At 42.0% G+C, this 26,114-nt stretch carries 22 protein-coding genes and 1 pseudogene; 10 read left to right on the plus strand and 13 right to left on the minus strand.

Going from position 1 to position 26,114, the window contains the following annotated elements:
• Nucleotides 1-94: 94 nt before the first annotated feature.
• The gene (locus HWQ37_RS19345; RefSeq protein WP_465249707.1) at nt 95-250 is read right to left on the minus strand and encodes a hypothetical protein; all 156 of its coding nucleotides are present in this window, start codon (nt 248-250) and stop codon (nt 95-97) included.
• Between the two features lie 176 nt (nt 251-426).
• Nucleotides 427-1,626 (minus strand): NAD-dependent epimerase/dehydratase family protein, encoded by a 1,200-nt coding sequence (locus tag HWQ37_RS19350; protein ID WP_292749781.1) that lies wholly within the window; start codon nt 1,624-1,626, stop codon nt 427-429.
• A 198-nt stretch (nt 1,627-1,824) separates the two neighbouring features.
• On the opposite strand from HWQ37_RS19350, the pseudogene HWQ37_RS19355 reads away from it, so the two are divergent.
• Nucleotides 1,825-1,974, plus strand: a pseudogene (locus HWQ37_RS19355) (type II toxin-antitoxin system YhaV family toxin); the annotation flags it as partial.
• A 114-nt stretch (nt 1,975-2,088) separates the two neighbouring features.
• Here the strand turns inward: HWQ37_RS19355 and HWQ37_RS19360 are convergent.
• The 4 genes from HWQ37_RS19360 to surE all read right to left on the minus strand — a co-directional run bounded on the left by HWQ37_RS19360 (nt 2,089) and on the right by surE (nt 6,560).
• A complete protein-coding gene (locus tag HWQ37_RS19360; RefSeq protein ID WP_292749783.1) occupies nt 2,089-2,997 on the minus strand; it encodes an AAA family ATPase in 909 nt (302 codons plus the stop codon).
• 149 nt (nt 2,998-3,146) lie between these two features.
• On the minus strand, nt 3,147-4,190 hold the full coding sequence (locus HWQ37_RS19365; protein ID WP_292749785.1) for a bifunctional riboflavin kinase/FAD synthetase: 1,044 nt from the start codon (nt 4,188-4,190) through the stop codon (nt 3,147-3,149).
• Nucleotides 4,191-4,580: 390 nt separating this feature from the next.
• On the minus strand, nt 4,581-5,477 hold the full coding sequence (locus HWQ37_RS19370; protein WP_292749787.1) for an MBL fold metallo-hydrolase: 897 nt from the start codon (nt 5,475-5,477) through the stop codon (nt 4,581-4,583).
• Nucleotides 5,478-5,753: 276 nt separating this feature from the next.
• On the minus strand, nt 5,754-6,560 hold the full coding sequence (gene surE / locus HWQ37_RS19375) for a 5'/3'-nucleotidase SurE (protein ID WP_292749816.1): 807 nt from the start codon (nt 6,558-6,560) through the stop codon (nt 5,754-5,756).
• Nucleotides 6,561-7,086: 526 nt separating this feature from the next.
• On the opposite strand from surE, the gene pheS reads away from it, so the two are divergent.
• The 6 genes from pheS (at nt 7,087) to HWQ37_RS19405 (ending at nt 10,653) form a co-directional block, all read left to right on the plus strand.
• Nucleotides 7,087-8,079, plus strand: a complete 993-nt coding sequence (gene pheS / locus HWQ37_RS19380) for a phenylalanine--tRNA ligase subunit alpha (RefSeq protein WP_292749789.1) — start codon at nt 7,087-7,089, stop codon at nt 8,077-8,079.
• A gap of 284 nt (nt 8,080-8,363) precedes the next feature.
• Complete coding sequence (locus tag HWQ37_RS19385; protein ID WP_292749791.1) at nt 8,364-8,678, plus strand: DUF433 domain-containing protein; 315 nt, start codon at nt 8,364-8,366, stop codon at nt 8,676-8,678.
• Nucleotides 8,671-9,006 carry a DUF5615 family PIN-like protein gene (locus HWQ37_RS19390; protein ID WP_292749793.1) on the plus strand — a complete coding sequence of 112 codons (336 nt, stop codon included), beginning with the start codon at nt 8,671-8,673 and terminating at the stop codon, nt 9,004-9,006. Before HWQ37_RS19385 ends, HWQ37_RS19390 begins: the two co-directional genes overlap by 8 nt.
• 137 nt (nt 9,007-9,143) lie before the next feature.
• On the plus strand, nt 9,144-9,719 hold the full coding sequence (locus HWQ37_RS19395) for a Uma2 family endonuclease (protein ID WP_292749795.1): 576 nt from the start codon (nt 9,144-9,146) through the stop codon (nt 9,717-9,719).
• A 40-nt stretch (nt 9,720-9,759) separates the two neighbouring features.
• Nucleotides 9,760-10,077, plus strand: a complete 318-nt coding sequence (locus HWQ37_RS19400; protein WP_292749796.1) for a DUF4926 domain-containing protein — start codon at nt 9,760-9,762, stop codon at nt 10,075-10,077.
• A 129-nt stretch (nt 10,078-10,206) separates the two neighbouring features.
• Nucleotides 10,207-10,653, plus strand: coding sequence for a hypothetical protein (locus HWQ37_RS19405; RefSeq protein ID WP_292749798.1), 447 nt, complete (start codon nt 10,207-10,209; stop codon nt 10,651-10,653).
• Between the two features lie 162 nt (nt 10,654-10,815).
• Here HWQ37_RS19405 and HWQ37_RS19410 read toward each other — a convergent pair whose 3' ends face one another.
• The 3 genes from HWQ37_RS19410 to HWQ37_RS19420 form a co-directional block, all read right to left on the minus strand.
• Nucleotides 10,816-12,258, minus strand: a complete 1,443-nt coding sequence (locus HWQ37_RS19410) for a RecQ family ATP-dependent DNA helicase (RefSeq protein WP_292749800.1) — start codon at nt 12,256-12,258, stop codon at nt 10,816-10,818.
• A gap of 172 nt (nt 12,259-12,430) precedes the next feature.
• Nucleotides 12,431-12,592, minus strand: a complete 162-nt coding sequence (locus HWQ37_RS34665; RefSeq protein ID WP_363318155.1) for a type II toxin-antitoxin system ParD family antitoxin — start codon at nt 12,590-12,592, stop codon at nt 12,431-12,433.
• 66 nt (nt 12,593-12,658) lie between these two features.
• Nucleotides 12,659-12,820, minus strand: a complete 162-nt coding sequence (locus HWQ37_RS19420) for a hypothetical protein (protein ID WP_292749802.1) — start codon at nt 12,818-12,820, stop codon at nt 12,659-12,661.
• Between the two features lie 526 nt (nt 12,821-13,346).
• Here HWQ37_RS19420 and HWQ37_RS19425 point away from each other — a divergent pair.
• Nucleotides 13,347-15,833 (plus strand): HEAT repeat domain-containing protein, encoded by a 2,487-nt coding sequence (locus HWQ37_RS19425; RefSeq protein ID WP_292749804.1) that lies wholly within the window; start codon nt 13,347-13,349, stop codon nt 15,831-15,833.
• 324 nt (nt 15,834-16,157) lie between these two features.
• On the opposite strand, the gene HWQ37_RS19430 is transcribed toward HWQ37_RS19425, so the two are convergent.
• Nucleotides 16,158-17,762, minus strand: coding sequence for a 2-isopropylmalate synthase (locus HWQ37_RS19430; protein ID WP_292749806.1), 1,605 nt, complete (start codon nt 17,760-17,762; stop codon nt 16,158-16,160).
• A gap of 95 nt (nt 17,763-17,857) precedes the next feature.
• Entirely contained in the window at nt 17,858-18,379 is a 522-nt protein-coding gene (locus HWQ37_RS19435; RefSeq protein ID WP_041565194.1) for a LabA-like NYN domain-containing protein, read from the minus strand.
• 740 nt (nt 18,380-19,119) lie between these two features.
• Here HWQ37_RS19435 and HWQ37_RS19440 point away from each other — a divergent pair.
• Entirely contained in the window at nt 19,120-21,474 is a 2,355-nt protein-coding gene (locus tag HWQ37_RS19440) for a CHASE2 domain-containing serine/threonine-protein kinase (protein ID WP_292749808.1), read from the plus strand.
• Between the two features lie 184 nt (nt 21,475-21,658).
• Here the strand turns inward: HWQ37_RS19440 and HWQ37_RS19445 are convergent, their stop codons facing one another.
• Nucleotides 21,659-23,980: a tetratricopeptide repeat protein gene (locus HWQ37_RS19445; protein WP_292749810.1), complete on the minus strand. Its 2,322-nt coding sequence runs from the start codon at nt 23,978-23,980 to the stop codon at nt 21,659-21,661.
• 469 nt (nt 23,981-24,449) lie between these two features.
• Here HWQ37_RS19445 and HWQ37_RS19450 point away from each other — a divergent pair, with 469 nt between their 5' ends.
• Entirely contained in the window at nt 24,450-25,295 is an 846-nt protein-coding gene (locus tag HWQ37_RS19450; RefSeq protein ID WP_292749812.1) for a peptidoglycan-binding domain-containing protein, read from the plus strand.
• Between the two features lie 143 nt (nt 25,296-25,438).
• Here the strand turns inward: HWQ37_RS19450 and HWQ37_RS19455 are convergent, their stop codons facing one another.
• Nucleotides 25,439-25,945: a hypothetical protein gene (locus HWQ37_RS19455; protein WP_292749814.1), complete on the minus strand. Its 507-nt coding sequence runs from the start codon at nt 25,943-25,945 to the stop codon at nt 25,439-25,441.
• Between the last annotated feature and the right edge of the window lie 169 nt (nt 25,946-26,114).

Raw genomic sequence — 26,114 nt, forward strand, 5'->3', positions numbered from 1 at the left:
TGTTGATACATTAATACGGTATTTTGTCAATATAATTTAGATGCGTTCCCCCTGGCGCACCACTGGCTATGCAAGGAAAAATGTTCTAGTAGTTTTAACCGGACTCACTAGAAAAATCAGCCACAATATCTTGGATTTCATTTGCACTAATATCTTCTCGGTCAGATTTGGAATAAATTGTTAGTAGCAAAATACTTGTAGGTGACTCAATTTCATTTCTGCAAGCCGCACACTCGTGACTCCCAGTCATGAGTTAGGCGCTCCATATTCTGTTAAAATCAGGATATAGCGAAAACCAAGCTAATCTGAACCACTGAGAATCAATCCTGCCCGTAACTTCGATCGCTTTCACCTGTTATTAACCTCATTTTTTAGGAGATTATAACACGCTAAATTTCTGTTAGTTGGTGCTGAATTCTGACAAATTTACTCTAAAAAATAAGTTCCTAACTCTTTTATTCTCTCTACCCAAACTTTCACTTCATCAGCTACTTTATGCTTCCATTCAACTTGTAGTACTTCTCTTGTATGAGAATCATCAAATATAACTTTGTCTTTGTTTTCAAAGACTGGCGCAACAAATTCTACCTGAGCCGCTTCCGCAAACAAAGTTGACATCTGGCTAATACTCAAATTTTCCGATGCCACCAGGTAATGTCCTCCTTTCGAGCCTTTTCGCGCTACGGCAATATAGCAGTCTGCCAAATCTTCAACATGAATCCACGCCGTCATAAAATCTGGTGGAAATGGCTGATGGCCTTGGTGTGGCTTCCCTGTAATGAACTGCTGAATTGCAAAATCCCAGAAACTACCACGAGTTGGTGCAGAACCATACACTGATGAAGGATAGACAATGGAAGCGTTACCTCCATTGCTGATATATTCTTCTACTAGCCCATCTTTCAAAACATTTACACCCACTAGTAAGTCAATACATACTAAATATTCTGGCAGCGTATAACCTTTTGGCGGAGGTGTTTCTGTTATTCGTCCTCCATTGGCGGTAATCAAAGAAAAATTCCCACTGGTTGTAATTACATGAATATCTGGTGAAACTGCGCTAGCACCGTGTAAAGCAGCTCCTAATGCTATACAATCTTTCGCAAATTGAGCTTCTTTAGTTGATTCTGGAGGCATGTGCCAAGCTAGATTAATTACCGTTGTAATATCATGCTTGCGAATTGCTTCTGCAACATCATTACTGGAAAATTCTACCTCTTGAGAGCGGATTATTTCCTTACAGAAAGGCTTTATCCCCTCAATATCACTACTTGGACGCACAAGTGCGAATGCGGCAAAATCTTTTGTCTGAGACAACTTACGACACAGTGCCCCGCCAATATAGCCGGTTGCACCTAGAATTAAGATATTTTTCACAGAGGAGCTTTTTTCGGATGAAAATTCTTTGTTGTCTGACATATTTAAAATAATTTGTAAGAGGATGGGAGAAAGTGTAAGTTCTAAATGCGGATTAAGGATATATGGGACGTAACACCAGGTACAGCCATTGCGTGAAAATCTGGTTCGACAATCGTGTTTGTGCTTGGCGCAAGCACACCGAATTTTTTTTCGCCATCCTAATCCATCTCTGATGGTGAATGCTACTGAGTAACAAACAATCTTCATGATTTCACATTTGGGAAATTTTCAGCTAATTATTAGTAGACTGAAACATTTGGCGATCGCCAGTCGGTAAACTCTCATAAATCCTCCCAAAAACTGCTAGTGTGTAAGTACATAGCGTATATACGTTAATTAATAATGAGTAACTTCTACAGCATTCGTAGTACCAAAATAGGTAACAGTGCTGGGTTTCGATTACCTGCGGATACCCCACAAATGAAAGTGATCGCTATTTTGTGGCTGGGTTTTCCGCGTAAAGAAGGTGCTAAGGATGACTGTTATGAGGTATTTACTAAAATGGTAGCGCGAGGAACTTTCCCTGATAGTTTGGATGAATTGATCGTGGAGTGAGAACTGACGCAAGATGAGCTGGAGTAGAAGCGCAAACAAATATCCTCCACAGCAAGAAATACAGTTACCACCACCCCAGATAGCTGTTTTTTAGTTCATCGAACTCACCTTGCATTAAGGAATAGAAACCGATCGCAATAATCGCTCAACAACAGTTCTTGCATTGCGCCCTCCTCTAGGAATCAGGCGATGGCAAAGAACGTGAGGGACAAGAAATTTCACATCATCGGGAATAGCATAATCACGCCCTAATAGAAAAGCTAGCGCTTGGGCAGCCCGTTGTAAAGCTAATGTGCCACGGGGACTGACACCAAGGGCGATTTCCTCATCTTGACGTGTTGCCCGCACCAATTCAAGAATGTACTGTTGTAAGGAAGTTGCCACTTTTACTTGAGAGCAGAGGTAACGCAATTCCTGTACTTCTGCCAAAGTAATGCAAGGCTGCAAATCAGCAACTTTCACACCCTTTTGGAGATTTTGCAGCATCAAAAGTTCTTCTGCTTCAGAAGGATAGCCCAAACTCAGCGACAACATAAACCGATCCATTTGCGCTTCCGGCAGGGGAAAAGTACCTTGATACTCGATGGGGTTTTGAGTTGCAATAACAAAAAAGGGCTGAGGAACTGCACGAGAGACACCATCAACTGTTACCTGATGTTCTTCCATCACTTCCAGTAAAGCTGACTGAGTGCGAGGTGTGGCGCGGTTAATTTCGTCAGCTAATAGCACATTGGTAAACACTGGCCCAGGAAGAAAAGTAAATTCGCCGCTTTTTGGGTTCCAGATGTTAGTGCCAGTAATGTCAGTTGGCAGTAAATCGGGAGTGCATTGTAGCCGTTGAAACTTACCATCCAGCGAACGAGCTAAGGATTTAGCAAGTAGGGTTTTACCAACACCAGGAACATCTTCTAGGAGAGCATGACCACCACCTAGCAAGGCAACTAGCACTAAGCGTATTGCCTCAGCTTTGCCAACGATGGTAAGAGCTAGATTTTGTGTTAAAGCGTCGATTTTTTCTCTCATGCGTTGTAGGGAGTAGGGGAGTGGGGAGATGAGGGAGCAGGAGCAAGAATTTTAGATTTTGGATTTTAGATTTTAGATTGAAATTTAATCCAAAATCCTCAATCCAAAATCCAAAATTGAATTGCCCAATGCCCTATCTATTATTCCCACTAAGCACTCAAAACTTCTCTAGCAACAACGCAATCAAGTTGAATTTGTGTTTTCAGGGCTTCGAGAGAAGGAAATTTTTGTTCGGGGCGCAAAAATTTAACTAGCTGCACAACCAGTTTTTTGCCATACAAATCACCTGACCAATCGAATAAATGTACTTCCGCAGATGAATAAGTACCGTTTACAGTTGGACGATTACCGATATTCATCACGCCCAAGTTTTCAATATGAGCGGTATCTGATGTTTCACTGAGAGTGAAAACGCGGACAGCGTAGACTCCTTGATGAGGCAAAAACTTGTCTTTTGGTAATTGGAGGTTGGCGGTGGGAAAGCCAATTGTTCTGCCCAATTGTTGACCTTGAACGACATCACCAATGAGGGTGTAAGGGCGACCTAGTAGTAGATTTGCGTTTTCGATGTCTCCCTGCTCAAGGGTTTGGCGAATCAATGAAGTGCTAATGCGGGCATCCTGAGTTGGAGTAGTACTGACGCAACTACTTTGGGTGGGTGAATCACCTGTATAAGTTTGTAAAGGAACGATGGTAACGGGAATATTATGTTTGGCGGCGAGTAATTGCAAATCTTGAGCAGTACCACTGCGCTTTTCGCCAAAACAAAAATCCTGCCCGATGCTAATTCGTTGGCATCGCAATTGTTGCACGAGAATTTTTTCGACAAATGCTTCGGGGGTCAAGGCAGACAATTCTTTGTCAAAGGGTAGTAGTACCAGTTGTTCTACCCCAAGCGATCGCAATTGTTGGACTTTTTCATCCAGTGGCGTTAACAAAGTCCGGGGTTGCCCCGTAAAAAACTCTTGTGGATGGGGGTCAAAGGTGACAACTGTTGAATAGGTATATTCTTGATTTGTCAGTTGATTTCCCTTTGAGTGCTGACCACCAGCGTGCAAGACTGGTTGAATTACCCTTTGATGACCAAGATGAACGCCATCAAACTTGCCAAGGGCAACAGCAGTCGGCGTTAGTAGCCCTTCGCTCGAAAAAGCAACCCGCACAGAACACCCATTTTTAGACAAATTTAGCACGTGGATTCTGAGATTTTAGGTTTATTTTAGCTATCAGCAGGAAGCTACCCTATGGTAAACCGCCTTAAGGAGGATATTCACCAACTGCCCATGAGGTCTTATGCCATCAGGTTGACAGCTAATTGCTAAGTCCAGATAACCCCACATACCAGAGCTAAAAAGGCTCTAGTTCTGTGTTGAGACTTTACCGCGACCATCAGCCCCAATCTTAGGGCTTCTGTGGGTGTCTGGGCTGTGTTGGTGAATCTATAAAGTTTGTCCTCCTGTTGTCGTCGCTCTGACAACTCTGGAGAGCGCTGTCTCACCGTACAGCTAACAGGTACGCTCTCGCGCTGAAAGCCTCTGATCACCAATCTAATCTAAAATCTCCAATTCCTCCGATCGCAATCTTTAGGTAGAAAACTTGCTAACAGGAAAAGATTCTGATAAGACAACTGAGGTCGGAACGTGAAGTACCAATCCTTCCCATGCCATAATCGCACCAGGAAATTTCGCAGCAGCTTCTTTGCCGACACGATCTAAAAAGTCGTCATCGTGCGCGGGGTCGTGGTGGTAAATCACCAGAGTTTTGACGTTAGCAGCTTGTGCCACTTTTACCGCTTCTTGCCAGGTAGAATGCCCCCAGCCAATTTTTGGAGATTTTGGTGAGTGATATTCCTCGTCTGTGTAGGTAGAATCGTAAATCAGAACGTCAGCATTACGAGCTAGCCACAACACATTCTCATCAAGTCGGTCGGGAAAATGTTCGGTATCAGTGATGTAAGTAGCAGCACCACCACGCCAGTTGACGCGGTATCCGACAGCTTCACCTGGATGGTTTAAAGGTGCTGTTTCTACGGTCAGGTCATCGATGTGGATTGGTTGCCCCGGTCGAACATCGTAGAAATTTAAATTGGCTTGCATAATTTGCAAGGGTACGGGAAAGTTTGGGTGCAACATTTGATCGTTGAGGCGCTGTTCTATGGTCGAACCATCAGGTGCGATCGCGCCGTAAATATGAAACTCATTCCCCTTGACAAACCCTGGGGTGAAGAAGGGAAAACCCTGCATGTGATCCCAGTGAGAATGGGTAAAAAATATGTGAGCTTCTAACGGCATTTGGCGCAATAAGGATTGCCCCAAAACGTGTAGTCCCGTGCCAGCATCGAAAACTAAGCGTTTATCGCCCGCTTGCATTGATATGCAAGGGGTATTACCGCCGTAACGAACAGTGTGTGGCCCTGGGCTGGGGATGCTGCCGCGAACGCCCCAAAATTGTACGGTAAATTGATTCTCTATCCTAGACATGGGTATTGCTTGCTGGACTGAGCGGGCGATAAATGAAAGAATTGTTACTTATTTTGTCTAAGTTTATGCTGTCTCACCGATTTTGCTAGAGGGAGGATTTCTTGGTAAAACAGCATATCCTGTTTCTGGCTGATTGTGTAAATGTGAATGAAATACGTCAGTGAGAATTTTTCAGGTTTTGGGGTGGATGTGTATCGGTTATTTCAAGATTGCCCCTACGTTATAGCCTACTTTTTCCGGGATGCATTTGAATAACCCCATTTTTGTCCTGATAAATCAAATGATCCCAGGAAAATTAAATTCCCACTCCGATAATTTGTCTAATCCAGTTGCGTAAGTAAGATTGTATTGTAAAGGAGTGATACTGATGTAGTTTTTACGTACAACTTCCACGTCTGTAGGTACATTTTGAGGCAAATTTAATCCGCTTGGGGGTTCCACATCCTCAATTACCTCTCCAGTTAACCAGTAGTACGTTTTTCCACGAGGATCGACTCGTTTATCAAACACATCAATGTAATGCCGTATGCCTTGACGGGTGAGAGTAACTCCAGCAATTTCTTCCCATTTCACCGCAGGAATATTGACGTTGAGCAACATTAAATCTGGCAGAGGTTTTTGGGCTAACTGATCTACAAGAACTGTGGCAAACTTAGCAGCAGCTTGAAAGTCTTTAGATGTATGACTCATAAGACTCAGCGCGACGCTGGGAATACCTTCAATTAGACCTTCCATTGCCGCAGAAACAGTTCCAGAATATAGGATTTCAGTTCCCAAATTCGCACCTTGATTAATACCAGAGAGAACTAAATCAGGGGGAGTCTCCAGCAAAGCCCACAGCGCCAATTTGACGCAATCTGAAGGCGTACCATCGCAAGCCCAAGCTTTGATAGTAGGATGAAAAATCCCTTCAACAATTTCGGCGCGAATCGGTTGGTGTAAAGTTAACCCGTGTCCAGTTGCCGATCGCTCTCGATCTGGGCAAACTACACTCACATCATGACCAGCTTCTGCCAAATAGTTGGCTAGGGTACGAATCCCCAAGGCAGAAATGCCATCATCGTTGCTAATTAGTAATTTCATAGTCATTGGTCATTGGTCGTTGGTCATTGGTCATTGGTCATTGGTCATTAGTTATTAGTTATTTGTTATTAGCCATTTGTCAATGTCTGAAGTCACAAGCAGCAAAAAAATATTTATACTCACTAGTACAGCACGGCGTAAATAAACCAACCATTTGAAATCTCTGAAACCCTTGTGAACAGTTAATTACGAATTACATTAGTGCAGCGTTAGCGAGTCCGCGATAGCGAGTATTCGTTCGCTTTTAGCGTCTCGTCATTACGAATTACGAATTCCGCCCTGCGGTACTAGATACTGTGCCAGAATTTTGCCCACCTTTAAGACAAGTTGCTCAATCCCCAAGTCTTGTTAACGTGAGATGTTAGCTAGATTTACGCGCCCACTGTACTAAGCTAATCGTCTATAACTGATAAACAGAGATTCTTACCTTTGGCTAATGTTAATGGTATGACTGTAAGTTTATTTATCGACCAGTTCACAGCTTTTGACTATAGACTAATGACAAATGACCAATGACTAATAACTAATGACTAGCAATTTAGAAGCTCAACTTTTAGCACTGCGGCAGGAAGGAGAAAAAGCGATCGCAGCCGCCGACACCCTAGAACGTCTCGAAGAACTCAGAGTTAACTATCTGGGTAAAAAAGGAGAACTGGGGGCGCTGTTGCGAAGTATGGGGCAAATGAGTGCAGAGGAACGACCAAAAATTGGAGCGATCGCCAATACAGTCAAAGAATCCCTGCAAACTAGTCTAGACCAGCAACGCGCCGCCTTAGAATCCGCGCAAATTCACCTCCAGTTAGAGGCGGAAACTCTGGATGTAACCATGCCAGGAATTTACAGTCCCCAAGGTCGCATTCATCCCCTCAACGGCATTATCGACCGGGCATTAGATATCTTTGTCGGTATGGGTTACACCGTGGCTGAAGGGCCAGAGATGGAAACAGATTATTATAATTTCGAGGCTCTCAACACCCCGCCCGATCACCCCGCCCGTGATATGCAGGATACCTTCTACCTGCCAGATGGTAATCTTTTACGCACTCATACATCTTCGGTACAAATTCGTTACATGGAAAGAGAAGAACCACCGATTCGGGTTGTGGCTCCAGGGCGAGTTTATCGACGAGATAATGTAGATGCGACTCACTCGGCTGTTTTCCATCAAATCGAACTTTTAGCCATTGACGAGGGATTAACTTTTACAGACCTCAAAGGCACAATTAAAGTATTTTTACAAGCAATATTTGGCGATTTACCTATTCGCTTCCGCGCCAGTTATTTCCCCTTTACTGAACCCTCAGCAGAGGTAGATTTGCAGTGGAATGGGCGCTGGCTGGAGGTGATGGGCTGCGGTATGGTCGATCCAAATGTACTTAAGTCTGTGGGTTATGACCCAGAAGTTTATACAGGGTTTGCTGCTGGTTTTGGTGTAGAACGCTTTGCAATGGTGTTACATCAAATTGATGATATTCGTCGCTTGTATGCTAGTGATTTGCGGTTTTTGCAGCAATTTTAAGTAAGGGAATGGGCATTTGTCAAATCTCCTGCAAAAGCCAATTCTCTAAAAATGGAACCACAGACAAATCCCAATAAACTATACCAATTCTTCAAAAGAAGGCTAAATACTTAATCTGGATTTCCAAATTAAATCTGACTTTCTTAATATAAATTAAAAATTGGTATGATCTGTGGTTCTAAATCATAAATCAAGATTTTTGCAAGCTGTCTACTGTCTAGAATAAAGACTAGACTTAGTTATGATTTAGAATCAAAATTAGATCCTTGGAGAAATAGCCAATTATGGAAGTCTCCCTAAATCAGCATATTGAAATTACTCCAGGAGTGCGGAGCGGTAAACCACGCATTGCCGGAACGAGAATTACAGTAGCAGATGTGGCTATTATGTATCTCCGAATGGGACAGTCTTTAGAAGAAATTGCTGGAAAATATCAGTTGTCGTTGGCCTCGGTTCATGCGGCGATCGCATTTTACTACGACAATCGCCAAGAAATTGACCAGCGCATTGCCCAAGCAGAAGCCTTTGTTGAAGCTGCTCGCCTCAACACTCCTTCGCTATTGAAGGAAAAGCTTGATGCGATGAGAAACTATGCCTGAACGCATTCGGTTTCACCTGGATGAGAATGTTGATCCTGATATTGCTTTAGCACTGAGACGATCTGGTATTGACGTGACCACTTCACAAGAGGCGAATCTATTGGCAGTAAGCGATACGATTCAGTTGCACTTCGCTAGAACAGAGTCCCGCGTACTCGTGACACACGATGATGATTTTCTGATTCTCAACAGTCAAGGAATCGACCACATCAGCATTGTTTACTGTCAAAAGGATGCAAAGCCAATTGGCTACATCATTCGGATGCTCATTCTGCTCTATGAAGTTGCTGCACTTGAAGAATTGAGAGGGAGAGTAGAATACCTGTGAAAGAAAAAAAGTAATAACACAGAAATAGATTTAGCTCAGAACAAATAGCAAAAATTGTGGGTTCCTTAGTTTCAGAAGTCAAGGAGACTATACCAGATTGAAGTAAACTATCAATACGCAACTCCACTTTACGCAGTATGACCGCAATCATTGGCAAACATCTAACGCTTGAGGAATATTTGCAGTATGACGATCGCACGGATAACCAATATGAACTGGTGGCAGGTGAGTTAGTTGCAATGCCACCCGAAAGCCCAAAAAATGTCCAGATATCTCTCTTTTTGCTGGTCAATTTCCTCAAGTTCGTCCCCTTTAATCGGTTGAGTAACAAAGTTGAAATTGTTGTTGCTGGTTCTCGTGCGACAACTCGCATTCCTGACTTAGTTGTGCTGACGGATGAACTTGTAATAGCCTTAGAAGGTGCAACGCGATCCACAATTACCCTGGATATGCCACCTCCGGCATTAGTTGTGGAAGTTGTTTCTCCTGGCAAAGCTAACGAAGATCGGGACTATCGCTACAAACGTTCCGAGTATGCCGCAAGGGGAATTGCTGAATATTGGATTGTTGATCCACAAATAAATGCAGTTACCGTACTGATATTAATTGACGGGTTTTATGAAGAAATCAGATTTACAGGAAACACTGCGATCGCTTCTACTATTTTCCCAGAATTACAGCTAACCGCAGAGCAAGTACTCAACGCTGGATAAAGCAATATCTCAAATACGCGATCAAGGAAGGAGCCAACTCATGAAGGTACAGCACCCCCTATTCTCTCAAGTTGCTTTAGCGCAAGACTTACCAGAATACAACCTGAAGCGAGGGAATGTTGCAACAATTGTCGAACATTACCCCATGCCTGAAGAGGAAGAGGACGGGTATAGTCTGGAAGGGTTTGATTTACCCCATGTGACGATCGAAGTACCAGCATCTCAAATTATCCCCATTGCCCAGTGGCAGCAAGAAGAAATGATTTTAACCAAGTTACGCCAGTTATCTGAAGCTAGGCTGTTGCAATTACAAGACTATCTTGATTTTCTCTTGCAAAAAGAAGATTCTGAGCATTAGAGTGCTTAAAGCTGTGACTGTTACTGTAGTCGAAACTATAAGTGTTTTAAAGGAAGAACTGGACATTCAGTCTTAGATCCAAAGTATTTAGCACAGGTAGTTATCTCTTGGAAACCAGAGGAGGTAGACATGATCCTCATTGTGGTTGATGCGGATGATAACCTATCTCAAAGGCAGAGGGATTTAGAACGTGCTTTAAATAAGATTCGTGACAATCACTTAGATGTCAATGAGCAACCAATCAACGATCGTAGTGCAGGAGGTTTAGCAATTAGAAATTTTGAAACCTTGTTGCTAGCTGACACTCAAACTGTTTCAACAATTTTAGGTGTAGAGCTTGAACAACTTGAAAATTTAGAGGCTTTAGACAGTACAAAGGAGATTTTAGAGGCAGCGATTGCACAATCAAGTTATATCTTGAAAGAAAGTAGCAATCAACGTCCGCTTCAAATTCGATGGAACTTATCTTTTCAGATTGATTTAGATATTATAAAAACTTCCTGTCCGAATGGATATGCAGCTTTTGCAAAATATTTAATTGAAGCGGCAAAAGTGGTTGCTGAACTTAATAGTTAGGTTGCATTTCCCTTTTGTGTCTACGGTTACTAGATTGAAAATATCAGGTGGTTGGTGAATTACACTAACCACCATTTTGAAACTTTATTATCTGTCAAAGGTTCAAATCTACCACCTAAGTATTTGGCAAAAAACTCCTCTGCGATCGCAAGCAATCTCACTTTAGCAGCAATTGTCACAATGTCCGCAACGCCAGTTAGCTGCCTCTTTATCAAAACCAAAGGCATTTAACAAAAACTGCCAACGACACTGTTTAGTTGTTAGGTATTGCTGCATTTGTTTAGCGGCGTGTGATTGCGTCGCTGGCTGATTTCCGGCTTTTTGCCCAATGGTGTAATGGAAAGGATCGAGCCAGTTTAATTGACCACTGCTATGGAGTAAAGCTAGCGCCGTCGCACCATCAGGAAATTGTCGGGTTACTGCATTCACTTCTCCCTGTTTTGGTAATTTTTTCACAAGTTGCTGCGCTATTTGTTGCTGCGATCGCATTTGTTCTTGAAAAAACTCCTGTCTTTGCTTATCCCCTGAATCTAACCACCCCGTAGGTTCACTCACCAACGTTAACGCTTCTGCTGGTTTCCCATCCCTTCCAGCCCGCCCAATTTCTTGCACATATTCAGATAACAAATGCGGCGCGTGAAAGTGAATAACCCATCTGACATTGCTTTTATTAATCCCCATACCAAAGGCACAGGTACACACCACAAATGGTATTTTACCACTTAACCAGCTTGCTTCTACTTCCCGACGTTCTGTCGCACCTAATCCCGCATGATAGCTAGCTGTAGCAAAACCTGTCTCTGTTAACCATTGGGCTAAATCTTCGCTATCTCTCCGAGTGCGAACATAAATTAATCCCGATTGTTGTGGTCTATTTTGAATAAACTTTAATAATTGTTGTTTCCTACCTCTTGGTGTCCAAGCGATGCGAACGCTGGGATGCAAGTTCGGACGGTAAGGATTCAAGCGGAAAATCTCTGGTTGCTGTAATTGTAAAACTGTTTGAATAATCTTTTGGGCTGAGGGGTCAGCAGTAGCGGTAAAAGCGGCGATGCTGATTTTTGTTCCTGGTGGTTTTGATTTGAGCAATGCCGGACGCACCGCCCCTAATCTGCGATAAGCTGGGCGAAAAGTATCACCCCATTGCACTAAACAATGAGCTTCATCTAAAATCAAACCATTAATTTGCAATTGCGGATGACATAATTTTTCCCACACTGGCACACTTAACAAAGTTTCTGGTGACAAATACAGTAATCTTAGCTGTTGACGTTCCAAAGCTTGCAGCGTTGCACGGCGTTGAGATGAAGATAATTCACTATGCAAAAGTGCTGCTTTTTGGTGGCTTTGTTGTAGTTCCTGAACTTGATTTTCCATCAACGCCACCAAAGGCGAAACTACCAAGGTTAATCCTGTTTGTAGCAGTGCGGGAAGTTGAAAACAAATCGACTTCCCGCCACCTGTGGGCATAATAATCAGCGCATCTTTTTGTGATAATAAACTACTGACAATTTCTCCCTGTGGTGGACGAAAATCTTCATAACCCCAGATTTTTTTAAAAGCAGCGCGCACTTCTTGCCAAGATTTTGTTGTAGGCTGATTCATAATCAATGGTAGATACACCCATATCCTTGAATGCTGAATATAGCCTTTGTTATCTAGCTAATGGTTCAGTAATTTCATCATCTTAGGTTGCAACCCGGTGACTGCAAGAATGAATTATTGGCAAATACAACTTCGCCGTCAGTTACTTGTCCCTTAGCAATTTGTTCAGTTCCTACAGCACAGCAATTTTTTGCCGTAATTCTTCAAGTCGCTGCTCTCTTTCTTGTAACAGTTTAAAGGCTTCATTGATAACATCATCGGCATTAGCAAATCTACTACTTGCAAGCTGTGCCTGAATAAATTGCTCTAGTTCTGGTTTAATTTGGATGTACATATTTTATAGCTTTATATAATTAATATTCTTATCTAGATTCTAACAGCATTGCTACATCACAAGCCATTATTGAACGGTAACTAGGCAAGCTTGAGCGATGTTTAGTAATTTGAGGAGTAAAGAAACGAACCACAGAGGCGCAGAGGGCGCAGAGGGCGCAGAGGGCGCAGAGTCAAAGAGTAAAGCAGTGCGTAGGCGTAGCCCGTCGTAGACATCGCTAACCTGCATTGACAGTTAGATTACAAGTTAGCCGGTAGGCGTAAAGCTCAGTCACTTCAGTGCCCAGATTAAGCGACTCGTGCGGTTTTAACCGCATTCAAAATTAATTTTTGGTGCAGAGCATGGTATGATATGTTATGCCACAGGTAGAATAACCGCTAGCACAAATGGATAACCAACCCCAAAACGATCGGCTAGGAAAAAATAATGGATAGTGGGTAGCGAAAACACCACGATAAACATAGCTAGGATGCCAACGCGCATCCATACCAGCAAACAAAACTATTAATCAAGTTAAGTACGGTAGGGCATACCGGAACTAGAGAAACGATTCTCTAACGCTTAGGGAGATGAAACCCACTGGGACCAACCAAATTAGACTAGAAACTTTGTTTAATAAACGGGTTTCCGGTTTAAGTATTGCCGAAAGGATGGATGATTTTAAGGTACGTCGATGAACTAAGAATCTCAGCGTCTTCAGACCTGAGAGTGTCAAAATCTAGGTATAGTTTCTCTGACTGGAGTTGTTCATCGGGTGATTCAATCCGATTCAATGACAAAGCATACCAGACAAGTATTACTTAGTGCGCTCAAGGTGGTTGTCTTATGCCTGACGCTGTTCCTACTATGCACAAGCAATAGTTGGGCGCAAATCGCTACTGACATCGCTACTGACAGCAAAATTGCCCCTCTGATTCAGAAGCTAATAGATAACGATGCCCACATCAGTAGCATTGCCGCAGATGCATTAGTTAATATCGGTTCGGCAGCAGTGCCGTCTCTGATTGAGGCTTTGAAAAATCAGGATATTAATCTTCGCTGGCACGCGGCTTCGGTTTTAGGAGATTTGGGTGCAGAAGCAGCACCAGCCGTTCCAGCCTTAAGTGCAGCATTGCAAGATGAAGATGGACAAGTCCGCCTGTACGCCACCTTAGCTTTAGGAAATATTGGTACAGCAGCCAAAGCAGCAGTTCCATCCTTGATGGCGGCATTACAAGACAAGGAGCAATTCGTTCGCATTTATGTTCCTTCTGCACTCAGAAAAATTGGTGTAGAAGCGAAAGTAGCTGTCCCAGTATTAACTGCTGCCTTAAAAGATCATAACCCCACTGTACGTTATAATGCTGCCTACGCTCTGGGTGCAATGGGTACAGAAGCAGTATCTTCTGTCCCGAATTTAATTGCCCTGTTGAATGATAACCAGTTTTACGTGCGTTTAGGTGCGATCAAAGGTTTGGGAGGAATAGCGGCTGGTTTTCAAGACAAAGCCAATGCTTTACCTACTTCCAAGTTGCAGAAAGTCATCTCAGACTTTGAGCAGGTATTAATAACTATACAAAAATACAAAGACAAATTCACAGAGACCGACATTAAGCTGATACGTCGCCCTCTTAATGCCCTGAAAGCAGAAAAAGAAACTCGCCTCTTTGATAGAGTTCTAGAATCGCTATTTAAGCATAAATTACTCTTGGGAATTGCGGCCTACCTGATATTATTGCCTTCTATTTGGTTAATTCTCTTGCGGGTAGCCCCTTTATGGTTGTTGAAAATTAACAACGCCCTCAAACCCTACACAGATTTTTCTCTGCCATTTATCAGCGTTAATGTACCTCTGCGATATGTGCTATTTGTTGGCTGGTTTCATTACCATCCCAGAGTATTAGATGCATGGGTAGCTAAATATATCAAAGCAGCCCGCGAACAATTTCCCAAAAAGGATACAGTTAGCAGTCGCGCTTGTTATATTCCCATTCCGGTTGTTCTGGATGGTACAACAGTTCCCCAACTGATGAATGAGAATTTGCGCTCAACTTTCGAGAAACAACGTAGCTGTCTAGTAATTGGTGGGGAAGGGGGTGTAGGTAAAACCAGTTTAGCGTGTCGAATCGCTGGATGGGCAATGGCTGAGGATGAAGACCAACAACTCTGCAAACATTTGATGTTACCTGTGCTGTTAGAAGAAGAATTTCGGGTAACTGAAGGGAAGTTGCCGCTTTTAGAAGCTATTAGAGGACAGTTGCAAGCTTTAATTGATGAGCCAGAGCCAATTTGTCAAGAATTACTGTTACGTTTGTTAAGAAAGAAACGCATTCTAGTGATTGTAGACCGATTCTCAGAAATGAATGCGACTACACGAGAAGCAATTGAGCCGGAGTCGCCAGAGTTTCCGGTGAATGCGTTGGTGATTACTTCCCGAATTGAGGAAAAGTTGGGGCGGGTTAATAAGACGATAATTAAACCTTTGCGAATTGAGGCTAATAAACTATCGTCCTTTATGGAAGCTTATCTCATGCAGCGAGGTAAACGCGATCGCTTTACTGACCAAGAATTTTTTGACGCTTGTAACCGTCTTTCTCTCATGGTCGGTCAAAATAATATCACTGTCTTGCTGGCTAAACTCTATGCTGAACAGTTAATCGCCAGCAAAGATGTTACATCTAATATTTCTGCGTTGCCAGAGAATATTCCGAATTTGATGCTGGGTTATATCAATGAACTCAATCGTGATGTGACAGATGAGCAATTTGATGACCGCACTGTTCATCAAATTGCCAAAACCATCGCCTGGGAATGTTTGCAGCAAAGTTATCAACCAGGAACCGCCAAGCGTGTCGATGCTATTACTGCATTAGCAGCTTTGGGTATTGATGACCCCGAAGCATACCTCGATTATTTAGAAAAGCGTCTGCACCTAATTCAAACTATCGGTTCTGCTAAAGATAGAATCCGTTTTTGTCTTGACCCTTTAGCTGAGTATCTTGCAGGTTGGTATTTAATCGAATTATATGACAATAACGATGGCAAATGGCGATCGCATTTTTTCAAAAAGGCAGATGATTTAGTCAAGACAGGCGCACCAGATGCCATCAAAGGCTTGTTATTGGCAGTGCGAGATTGCTACTTATCTGAGGTTCAAGGTAGCAAAGAAACGGACTTTGTACCCCAAAAGTCGGGTAAACTGGCTGGGTTTACACCTTCAGTCAATACATCAGCTACTACTGTGCAAACAGTAATACCATAAATTATAGAACTAGCCCTTTCAAGATGAGTAAAAATTTTGCTCAAAAAATTCCTCTTTAATCTCTTGACTCTGCGCTGCGCCAGTTGCTTCAAGTCTGGGAACCCGCCCAACGCACTGGCTTCTCTGTGCCTCTGCGGTTTAAAAGTAATTTATTTAACCACAGAGACGCAGAGAGCGCAGAGAGAAAAACAGAGATTTTACGAGTTACCTTGAAAGGGCTGATAAGTAATCGTACAAAATTAATTACACAAAAACTTGGCTTAAACTCTTGCCTGGTAAAGAATCAATATGTAATTAATTCTGTCGGGTTTGACAGATACACTCTCAGACTTTCTGTGCAGTTACTTCCTCTGGCTTTTGTTGAGTTTGCAAAGATGCATACAACCTATTCAATGCATTTACATAAGCTTGCGCGGATGCCACGATGATATCTGTGTTCGCTGCATGACCAGAAAACACTTTCGATTCATAACGTAAACGAATCGTTACTTCGCCAATGGCATCAATCCCGGCTGTGACTGACTGCACAGAAAACTCAATCAACTCGTTGGGGACATTCACCACCCGATTGATGGCTTTATAAACTGCATCCACTGGCCCAGTACCGATCGCAGCATCGGTTAATTCTTCGCCTTCTGGGGTACGCAGAGTAACTGTAGCAGTAGGACGGGCGTTGCTACCACAGGAAACTTGCACCAACTCTACCCGAAACAAATCGGGTGCTTGTTGGATTTCATCGTTAACGATCGCTTCCAAGTCCCAATCAGAAATTTCTTTCTTTTTATCTGCTACTTCTTTGAATCTAACGAAGGCTTTATTTAACTCTGTATCTGACAGTTCAAAGCCCAATTCTTTCAACCGAGTACGGAAAGCATTTCTACCTGAATGTTTGCCCAAAACTATTTGATTGTCTGTTAAGCCAATCAATTGGGCATCCATAATTTCATAAGTGAGCTTATTTTTTAACACCCCATCTTGGTGAATTCCAGACTCATGAGCAAAGGCATTCGCCCCCACGATCGCTTTATTTGGTTGTACTAACATTCCCGTCAAATTGGAAACTAAGCGTGAGGTTTTGTAAATTTGTCGGGTGTCGATATTTGTCAGGGATTCTTGAGAATCTGCTGGTCTACCGAGATAAGGGTTAAAATATTGCCGCCGCACGTGCAACGCCATTACTAATTCTTCGAGTGAGGCATTGCCGGCGCGTTCGCCAATGCCATTAATGGTACATTCTAGTTGTCGTGCGCCATTTTTTACGGCTTCTAAAAAGTTAGCAACTGCCAAGCCTAAATCATTATGACCGTGAACGGAAATAATCGCTTGGTCGATGTTGGGGACATTTTCGATAATCCCCTTAATCATGGCTCCAAATTCGCTAGGGGTGGTGTAACCTACAGTATCGGGAATGTTAACTGTTGTTGCGCCAGCTGCGATCGCTCGCTCTAATACTTGGTATAGAAATTCTGGATCGGTACGAGCCGCATCCATTGGCGAAAATTCGATATCTGTCATGAAGGACTTGGCATAGGCTACCATTTCTTCGGCGATCGCTAATACTTCTGCCCGTGACTTCCGCAACTGATACTCTAAATGAATATCAGAGGTGGAAATAAATGTGTGAATTCTGGCGTTAACTGCTGGTTTTAATGCCTCCGCAGCCGCTTCAATGTCTGCTTTAATCGCTCTTGCCAAACTACAAACTACCGGGCCATTTTCTATCCCAACAATTTGAGCAATTTTCTTGACTGCTTCAAAATCTCCTGGACTCGCAAAGGCAAACCCTGCCTCAATTACATCTACACCCAGACGTGCTAATTGTTTGGCAATAACTAGCTTTTCGTCTATGTTCAAAGTCGCTCCCGGACACTGCTCACCATCTCGCAATGTTGTATCAAAAATAATGATTCGATCTGTTTTGTTTGTCATTTGCCGCTTGTTGTTTAGTGTTTACTTGTGGCTTAATATATCTTCAACCTTAGTTTTTCTTTTACTCTTACTTTTGTAAATAATTGTTAAAGCTACTAACCTTCAGTTTTTTCTATTTGATCTCTGATATCATTTAAATCTATATATCTATCAGTAGCATTGCGTAGTTCTCTAGCAATCATTCCTTCTGTCGAGACTACCGTAATATGTGTATTTTTTGAGCGTAATAGTTCGATTGCTCTTTCAAAATCTCCATCACCACTGAATAATACTACTCGGTCATACTGGTCTACGGTATTAAACATATCTACAACAATTTCAATATCTAAATTCGCTTTTTGCGAGTAACGTCCTGACGTATCATCATAATATTCTTTCAGAATTTTAGTTCGGACTGTATATCCTAGACTAATTAGAGCATCTCTAAAACCTCGCTGATCTTGTGGATCTTTTAAGCCAGTGTACCAGAAGGCATTAATTAATGTTGTTTCTGATTGCTCATGTTTGAAGTATTCTAAGACTCGCCGGGGGTCAAAAAACCAGCCATTTTTTTGTTGAGCATAGAACATATTGTTTCCATCTACAAAAATAGATAGACGATTCATTGGAGAACCCATACAAATTTACACCTAATAATATATATGAATTTAGATGGAACAATAGATTATAGCAATTTTCAAATGCCTTGTTTGCTAATATCTATAAAGTAGTTCTTTATCTATAGCTTTTATCCTACCTCTTTCAAGCCTTAAAAACCCCTACAATATTGAAGTTGAGATCCTGGGTGTTAACCTGATTCACCTCCAGCACTACAAGAGCCACCCTGCAATCAAAATCGACCCATAAAATTTAACCAGTAACAGCATTCATCGCTGCATAACACTAAAGTTTACTCCTAAAGAGGTATATCATCTCCTTAAGGTAGGATATAAATTAATGCCGATCTTTCGGTAAAGCTGTCAGTATCAGGACGCGCTTTGTAGAGATTCCTAACATTGCATTAGAGACAGAAGACATCCTTGGGACTGCTTCTGCTATAGCACCCAGTTAGATAACGTACTTGTTGGTTAGGTTAGGATAAAATCTTGCCACAACCAAATGCACAGTTAGAGTATATCCGGCTCCGATCTGTGAGACAATCACTACTTGTAACTCATTCAACAGAAAAAGAATAAATTAAGTAGTGCTTGAGCAAGAATCTCTTGGGGGCTAGCTCTGCCAATAAAAGTTTGTAGATGAATAGAAGATACTTTACAAATGTATAAGATTTTCATTTAAGTCTTATTTCAATGTGCTTACACTAAAACGTGGTCTGAATAAATAAAAGTGTTGGACTAAAATCAATCAGTAACACGATATGGCAGAAGAACCTACATCTACCTTAACTAAAAACTATGTCTCTACTGCCAATAAACTGTCAAGTAAACCAACAAAAGTGACTTCGACAGCATCGGCTCGCCAATCCAGGTGGATGGTTCGCTTAGGTCATCTACTGGCTGGGACTTGGGTAATCGGGGCTGCACTGTTGAGTGCTTCTGGTGGGGAATTAGTTCAATCGATGGAAAATCAGCTGCTTTCTGGCTTTTTTCAACTGCGCGGGCCGATTGTGCCTCCAGAAGACATTGTAATTTTAGCAATAGACGATCAGTCAATATCGGTTCCCGAACAGTACTATAAAACAGATCCGAAACAGTATGCCTACTTAGAACCACTAAAATCTTATCCTTATAAACGGGCTGCATACTCCCAAGTAATTACAAAATTAATCGAAGCAGGTGCGCGCGCTGTCGCATTAGATGTGGTTTTTGACACAGCAAGCAGCTATGGAGTTACGGACGATCGCCAATTTCAGGCAGTACTGCAAAAATATGGCAATAAAGTTACCTTAGCAGCCGTCTACGAAAATTCCCAGACGCACCAAGGGTCTTTTATGCAACTGACAGACCCCCAACAAATGTTTCGTACAGGGTCAGTATCCATTGGCTCAGTTAATTTTCCCTTAGAAGCAGATGGAAAAGTTCATCGATTAGCGAGTGAGTTTCCCAAGTTATTAGGTGAAGATAATTTATTTACCAAAAAGCGACTCTCTTTTGATGAAGCAGCGCTGAGGGCAGCACAAGTAAATTATCCTCAACCAAAGGGCGATCGCATTTATTTTTGGGGGACGGCGGGTACATTTGAGCAAAAACCTTTTTGGCACGTACTCGACCCGGAAAACTGGAACAGCTATTTACAGCAAGGAAAGGTTTTCAAAGATAAGATCGTGCTGATTGGTGCAACAGATAAGTTACATAATGATTATTATCCAGTCGCTGGTAGTAATAGCGCTGAACCGATGTCAGGCGTGGAAATTCACGCCAACGCGATCGCTACTTTGATGTCAGGAAAAGCGATCGCCCCAGGAATTCAAAGTCTACCATTGCAGGGTTTGTTTGTGCTAATGCTAGTGGGCAGTTCAGCCTTGATGATTAGCAGATGCAAGCGTAGCATCAATAGATTTTTCTATAGTCTCGCCCTATCTGGCATTTGGGGAGGAATTAGCTATGGGTTATTTGTCTATGGTCAGTTAATTTTTCCTACTACTCTACCAATGATAGCGATCGCCATGACCGGAATTTGCTATTTAGCAACCTCAGTCATCAGGGAAAGCATCAGAAAACGCCAATTAGTAGACATATTTCAGAAATATAAAACTTCACCCGTTGTCCAAGAGATTATCAGTCAACAAGATGACTTCCAACACCTAATTCAGCAACGAGATTTAGCCTTAGCAGGGAAAGTTTTGGCTAGACGCTACAAAATTGTCAAAGTTCTCGGTTCTGGTGGATTTAGTGAAACCTACATTGCCGAAGATACCCAACGTCCTGGGAATCCGCGATGTGTTGTCAAACAACTAAAACCAGCTAACACCAAACCAGAAGGATTGCAACTTGCCAGACGTTTATTTAACTCAGAGGCCCAAACACTAGAAAAATTGGGAACGCACGCTCAAATTCCTCAACTTTTGGCCTATTTTGAAGAAGATGAAGAATTTTATTTAGTCCAAGAACAGATAATTGGTCATCCTTTAAATCAAGAACTTTTAGCAGATAGAGCAATTGCAGAAATTTCAGCAATCAAAATTGTCAGAGACTTATTGCAAACATTAACATTTGTCCATGAAAACCACGTGATTCATCGGGATATTAAACCCAGTAATATCATCCGGCGACACTCAGACGGCAAACTGGTGTTGATTGACTTTGGAGCCGTCAAGGAAGTAGGCATCAAACAGCTAGATAGTCAAGAGTCAACCCCTTTTACCATTGGTATTGGGACTCAGGGTTACGCACCCAGCGAACAATGTTTTGGTCGTCCACACTACAGCAGTGATATCTATGCAGTTGGCATGGTTGGCATTAAAGCCTTGACTGGTGTAGCACCCCGCGAGCTAGATAGAGATGCTGACGGCGAAATCAAATGGAGCAACTGCACTCAGGTAAGTCACTCCCTAGCTAAGATTCTCAGTAAAATGGTGCTGGATGACTCCAAACAGCGATATCAGTCTGCGTCAGAGGCTCTTAAGGATCTTGAAGCTCTTGAAGTTTTTGACGATTTGGTAAATTTTCAAAGTAGACACCTCATCCCACAAGATGACTTATTAATGAATACTTTAGACGATTTAGGCATTCCCACAAAATCTTGCTCAGAATCATCCTCAGAAAATCCTTGAGAAGGAATGCGGGGAGAATATTTAGATATAAAAGGAACAGCGATCGCCAAATTCTGACTAAGCTATATTACATTTTGTGTTTATTTTACAAGATTTAGAAGTGCGATCGCTGGCGGTAAAATGTAGCCCATTGTAGAGACGGCGATTTATCGCGTCTCTATAACCGGACGATTTATCGCGTCTCTTATGGAGAATCAAGTAAACTTTGCATCTCCTCTGCATCCCTTGTCATACCCAAGTGTTCAAAACTATTAATCGCCTCAGTTGACAATTGGCAAGCTTTCTGAACACTTCCCCACCTTCTCTCCCAACGGGCAAGAGAACGTTGATAACGAGCTAGACGACGCTTATTATTGCTACTTTCGGCGACAGTTAAGCCTTTAATTAATAGCTTTTGAGCTTCATCGCGATCGCCTTGTTCAATGGCAATATCAGCAAGCCAATTTTGAGCAGAATTAATCACCCGATGCCAATTAATTTTTTCTGCACTTTTCATCACATCTTGAAATAGCTTCTTTGTTAAAAAATATTCACCTTCTGAATAAAAGATTTCAGCCCGATGGTAAAGAACGGGAATAAAATAGCGGATGTGCTGTCGCTCGTCTAGATTTGCCTCAATTACCAATTTTTCTTCTACCATTAACCAGTGGCGTGCATCTGTATAATTATTCTGTCTGATTCGCAGTCTAGCCATACTTTCGGCTAAGTCAGCTTGAACGCATGAATCTGCATGATCGCGTAAAACCCATGCCCTCTGCAATATTTCGTCTGCTTGTATGATACTTTGGGGCGAACACTCCCGAATTAGCAGCCAGGTTTTACGGATCATGAATTTTACTAAAGATGACCATTCGCCACGTCGTTCTGATTGTTCTATCAGCCATTGCAACCAATCGAGGCGATCGTCCCAATAAGCATAGAGATTGGCGTAGTGATTCAAGAGCAACCACAAATCCCTAACTTCTGCATAATGGTCTTGGTTTTTACACCAATAAAGTACTGCCCGTAAATTTCCTTCCTCTTGCTTTAACCTGTTGTAATGTATCCATTTTTCCCAATCTTCTCCGCCGTAACTGTAAGCAAAATCTAGATACCATTTCACCCAACGCATCCGTGCTTCTTTCTCAAAATCTGGGTAAGCGGCTAATTGTGCTAAAGCATACTCACGAGTCAGAGAGAGCATCTCATATCGCTTAGTCTCTGGCTTCAGATTCACTAACGAGAGTTGCTGCAAACGTACCAAGCCATTACTAACAGAATCAGGATCGGATGTTAGTCCGGCAACTTCCGACACAGCAGACTGGATGGGAGCGTCAGGAAAAATCGCCAGTGACATGAGTAACTTGTGTGGTGGCTGTCCCTTCATACCTTGCACTGATTCCTCAAAGCAAAAACGAGCCACATCGCCCTTAGCGGAGGCTAACTGCTCCAGTACGAAGTTCAAAGAGTAGCCACTAGAAACTTGACCGAGTGCGTAGACAATAGCGAGAGGGATTCCCCCAGTGCGATCGTAGAGCAAGCTAGATTCTTCATCTTGGATAGTTATACCTTTTTCTTCAGCTTGTTGCTGAATCAATTGCAAACCATCATTCATGGGTAAGTTTCGCAGACTGATTGGCAGCAGGGCAATTCGTTCGCGGGTAGTAATTACTACTTTGACGCAAATGGGTAAATTGTATAAGAATTCTATAACCTCATCCCTGTCCTCTATAGTCTCCATATTGTCCACAATCAGAAGCGTTCGCTGTCTAGAAAGACATTGGCGTACACGCTCAAATTGGTCATTGGGAGGAGATTGGATAATTGTAGAGTCGTTTAAAGCATTGGCAATTACCCGAAAAATCTCGCGCAGGTTACGCTGTCCCTGCTGCCGTTGCAAAATCATATCGGGAATCAGTTCTTGTTGTTTGGCTGAAGTGAAAATAATTGCATCAAATCTAGGCGCATCAGAACTGTTTTCGTTACTAGCTTCTAAACACACGTAAGCAGCTGCTAACACCAGCGCCGTTTTCCCCACGCCACCAATACCATGTACTGTAATCATGTGAGCGCCATGCATCGGCAAAAGCCGTTCCAGTAGCTTTCTCATATCTGCCTCGCGCCCAATAAATTCTGTGTAGGTTGGTGATGGCAGATTGTGGGGAATAGAGGCGCTCTCGGTACTAGATGCCGCAACACCTCTGCGATATCCATGTCTCTCTAGAATGTAAATAAGGTTACTTGACTTAACGCTGTTGTTTGGTTCGCCTGTCAAAGTTTCAATATCTCGATAGATATTGCTCAATCCCACTCTCACACTAGCGTTATCTCTGTACAAGTCCTGACTTATCTTTGTCAAGCTATACCCACATAGCAACCCAAGTAACAGGTCTTTCTTAGAATTTTGCCTGTATCGCTGTTGAATTTTAGACTCCAAATCAGTCAGTAAACGATCTATATCCCAATCCTGTAAAACCTTTTGATACCAGGCTTTAGACAGATTCCCACCCTCTGACTGATCTGACATAAATATCACCCTATTAGTTCTGTTGTTAAATGTTGGTTAGCAACATTTTAACTGAAAAAACTTCAATACTAATATCATATTTAACATTTTTATATCAAACTATTAACTTTTTTAATTAGCTTGCAGAACAAAATTTAGACAATATCGTATTTAACATTTTTGTACCAAATTTTTAACTCTTTTAGTTAACTTAAAAAGGAACAATTTGGTAGTTTAGTTACTAAGGAATGAGAATTAAATAACATACAATTTATATCCCTGGTTTACCTCACCCTCAATCCCTCTCCTTATAAAGGAGAGGGAAGCTAGAGACAGGATAAAGTTTTGGCATCTTATTTAATTTTAATCCATGTTCCTAAGTTCATATTGTTGGTAACAGGCTGATCGCAAATGCAACATCTATCCTGACGACCAACCAAAAACTCTGGCTGAATTATCGTTTTCACTTCTGACAACAAAGGAGTATTGAATGAATAAACTAATTCAAACTGTAAGTATCTTGGTTGGTCTAAAACAAGCTAGACTTTATTTTCCTGAAGAGAAACAAGTCTGTGTCTTTAATAAACTGCCGACACTTTACCGTGAGTTTACACCAAAATCTGTACAAGAATCAATCAACGAATTGCAAGAGCGATTAAAAACTCAAGGTTTACTTGTAGAGGTTACTGGTAAATTTGATTTAGAGACAGACGAGGCAGTAAAAGAATTTCAAAAAAGAAATAATCTTTTAGCAGATGGAGTGGTTGGCCCACTAACATGGGCTTGCCTTTTGTACCCAAAACTTTCTCGGAGTCAAAAAATTAAGTCCCCAGAATTAAGGAAGGCAGTTAAGGAACTGCAAACTATCCTTTATGATGAAGGCTTTTTGAAAAAAGAACCTACTAGCTATTTTGACAGTGCCACAGAAAGAGCGGTGAAACGCTTCCAAAGAGTTTATGGATTGAAGAATGATGGCATTGTTGGGGCAGCAACTTGGGCAGTATTGCTGGGAATGCGACAAAAAATTGATAAAAGCTTTCCGAGGTTAATTTATTTTTTGTCGCCGCAATCATGGTTTTTATGGGAGCAATTTTTGATGATTTGTTGCATCCTACTGGGTATTTATTATAGTCCTATACCAGGTCAGACTCCTAAATTCACAACTGCTTTAGCAACTGCCTATGGACTTACTTGTGTAGTGCCTTTTTTGTTAGAAAATTTACCGCTAAAGCCTTCACTTAAGCCGAGCTTATCTATCTTGCAATATGCTCCTTATGTATTAACTGGTATCTTTTGGAAACCAATTATCAATTTCTTGGGGCAATTGTTTAATTAATGATGGGCAATCAAATTTTTGTGTTGTGCTTGTAAAAAAGTGCGATCGCACCTGTCCGAGGTAAGCGATCGCACTTTTAAGTCAAAGCAGATAAATAACAGCCTAATACCCACATTCCGCAAATATTGAAGCGGATTGAATAATTATGAAATTGACTCCAAATCTTTAAAGATTGTTGGAATGGCCATCACCATCAACATTATTAAGTTAGCAACCCAAAACAACACAACAACGCCAAAACACACCAATGTCAAATAGGAAAATGTTAATTGCGTGAATCCGTCTAGCAGTTGCCACAACCGAAAAGCTGTGTAAAAAAAACCAATAGGTACAACAATACTTGGCACAAGGGAGCGACTAAAAACACGTTCAGATATGAGTTGTACGGCGACTATCAACAGGTAACTTCCCCAAAATACCCATGAAGATGGTTGTTTCCAAGCCAGAGCTAACAAGCACATCGGTAACAAAACTCCAGCAACCAAGGCTAACTTGACCCACCATCGCAGAAATTGCCATTGCTGCTGGTTAAACCCAATTTCTGCCGTAAAGGGTAAACGTCGAGCTTTCACACCAAAACCATAGCCAAGAGCTAGCAGGGTTGTAATCAGAGTAAAAAGCGTCAGAATTAATCCATTATTAACTGCCATCTGTTCAGAAATACCAATTCTTATACCCTTAGTTTAATCTGGCTCTAACATCCTCCTCCCACCTTGGCTGCCAATAAAAAAATCCCAAACTCAAGGGCAGAGGCGGGTGCAGCACTGGTAGTAAGGATAGACAAACGTAAGCCTTACAATCTCACCTCAGACTAAAATA

This window comes from Nostoc sp. NMS4, from assembly GCF_017115095.1.
In the GTDB taxonomy this organism is placed as follows: Bacteria; Cyanobacteriota; Cyanobacteriia; order Cyanobacteriales; family Nostocaceae; genus Nostoc.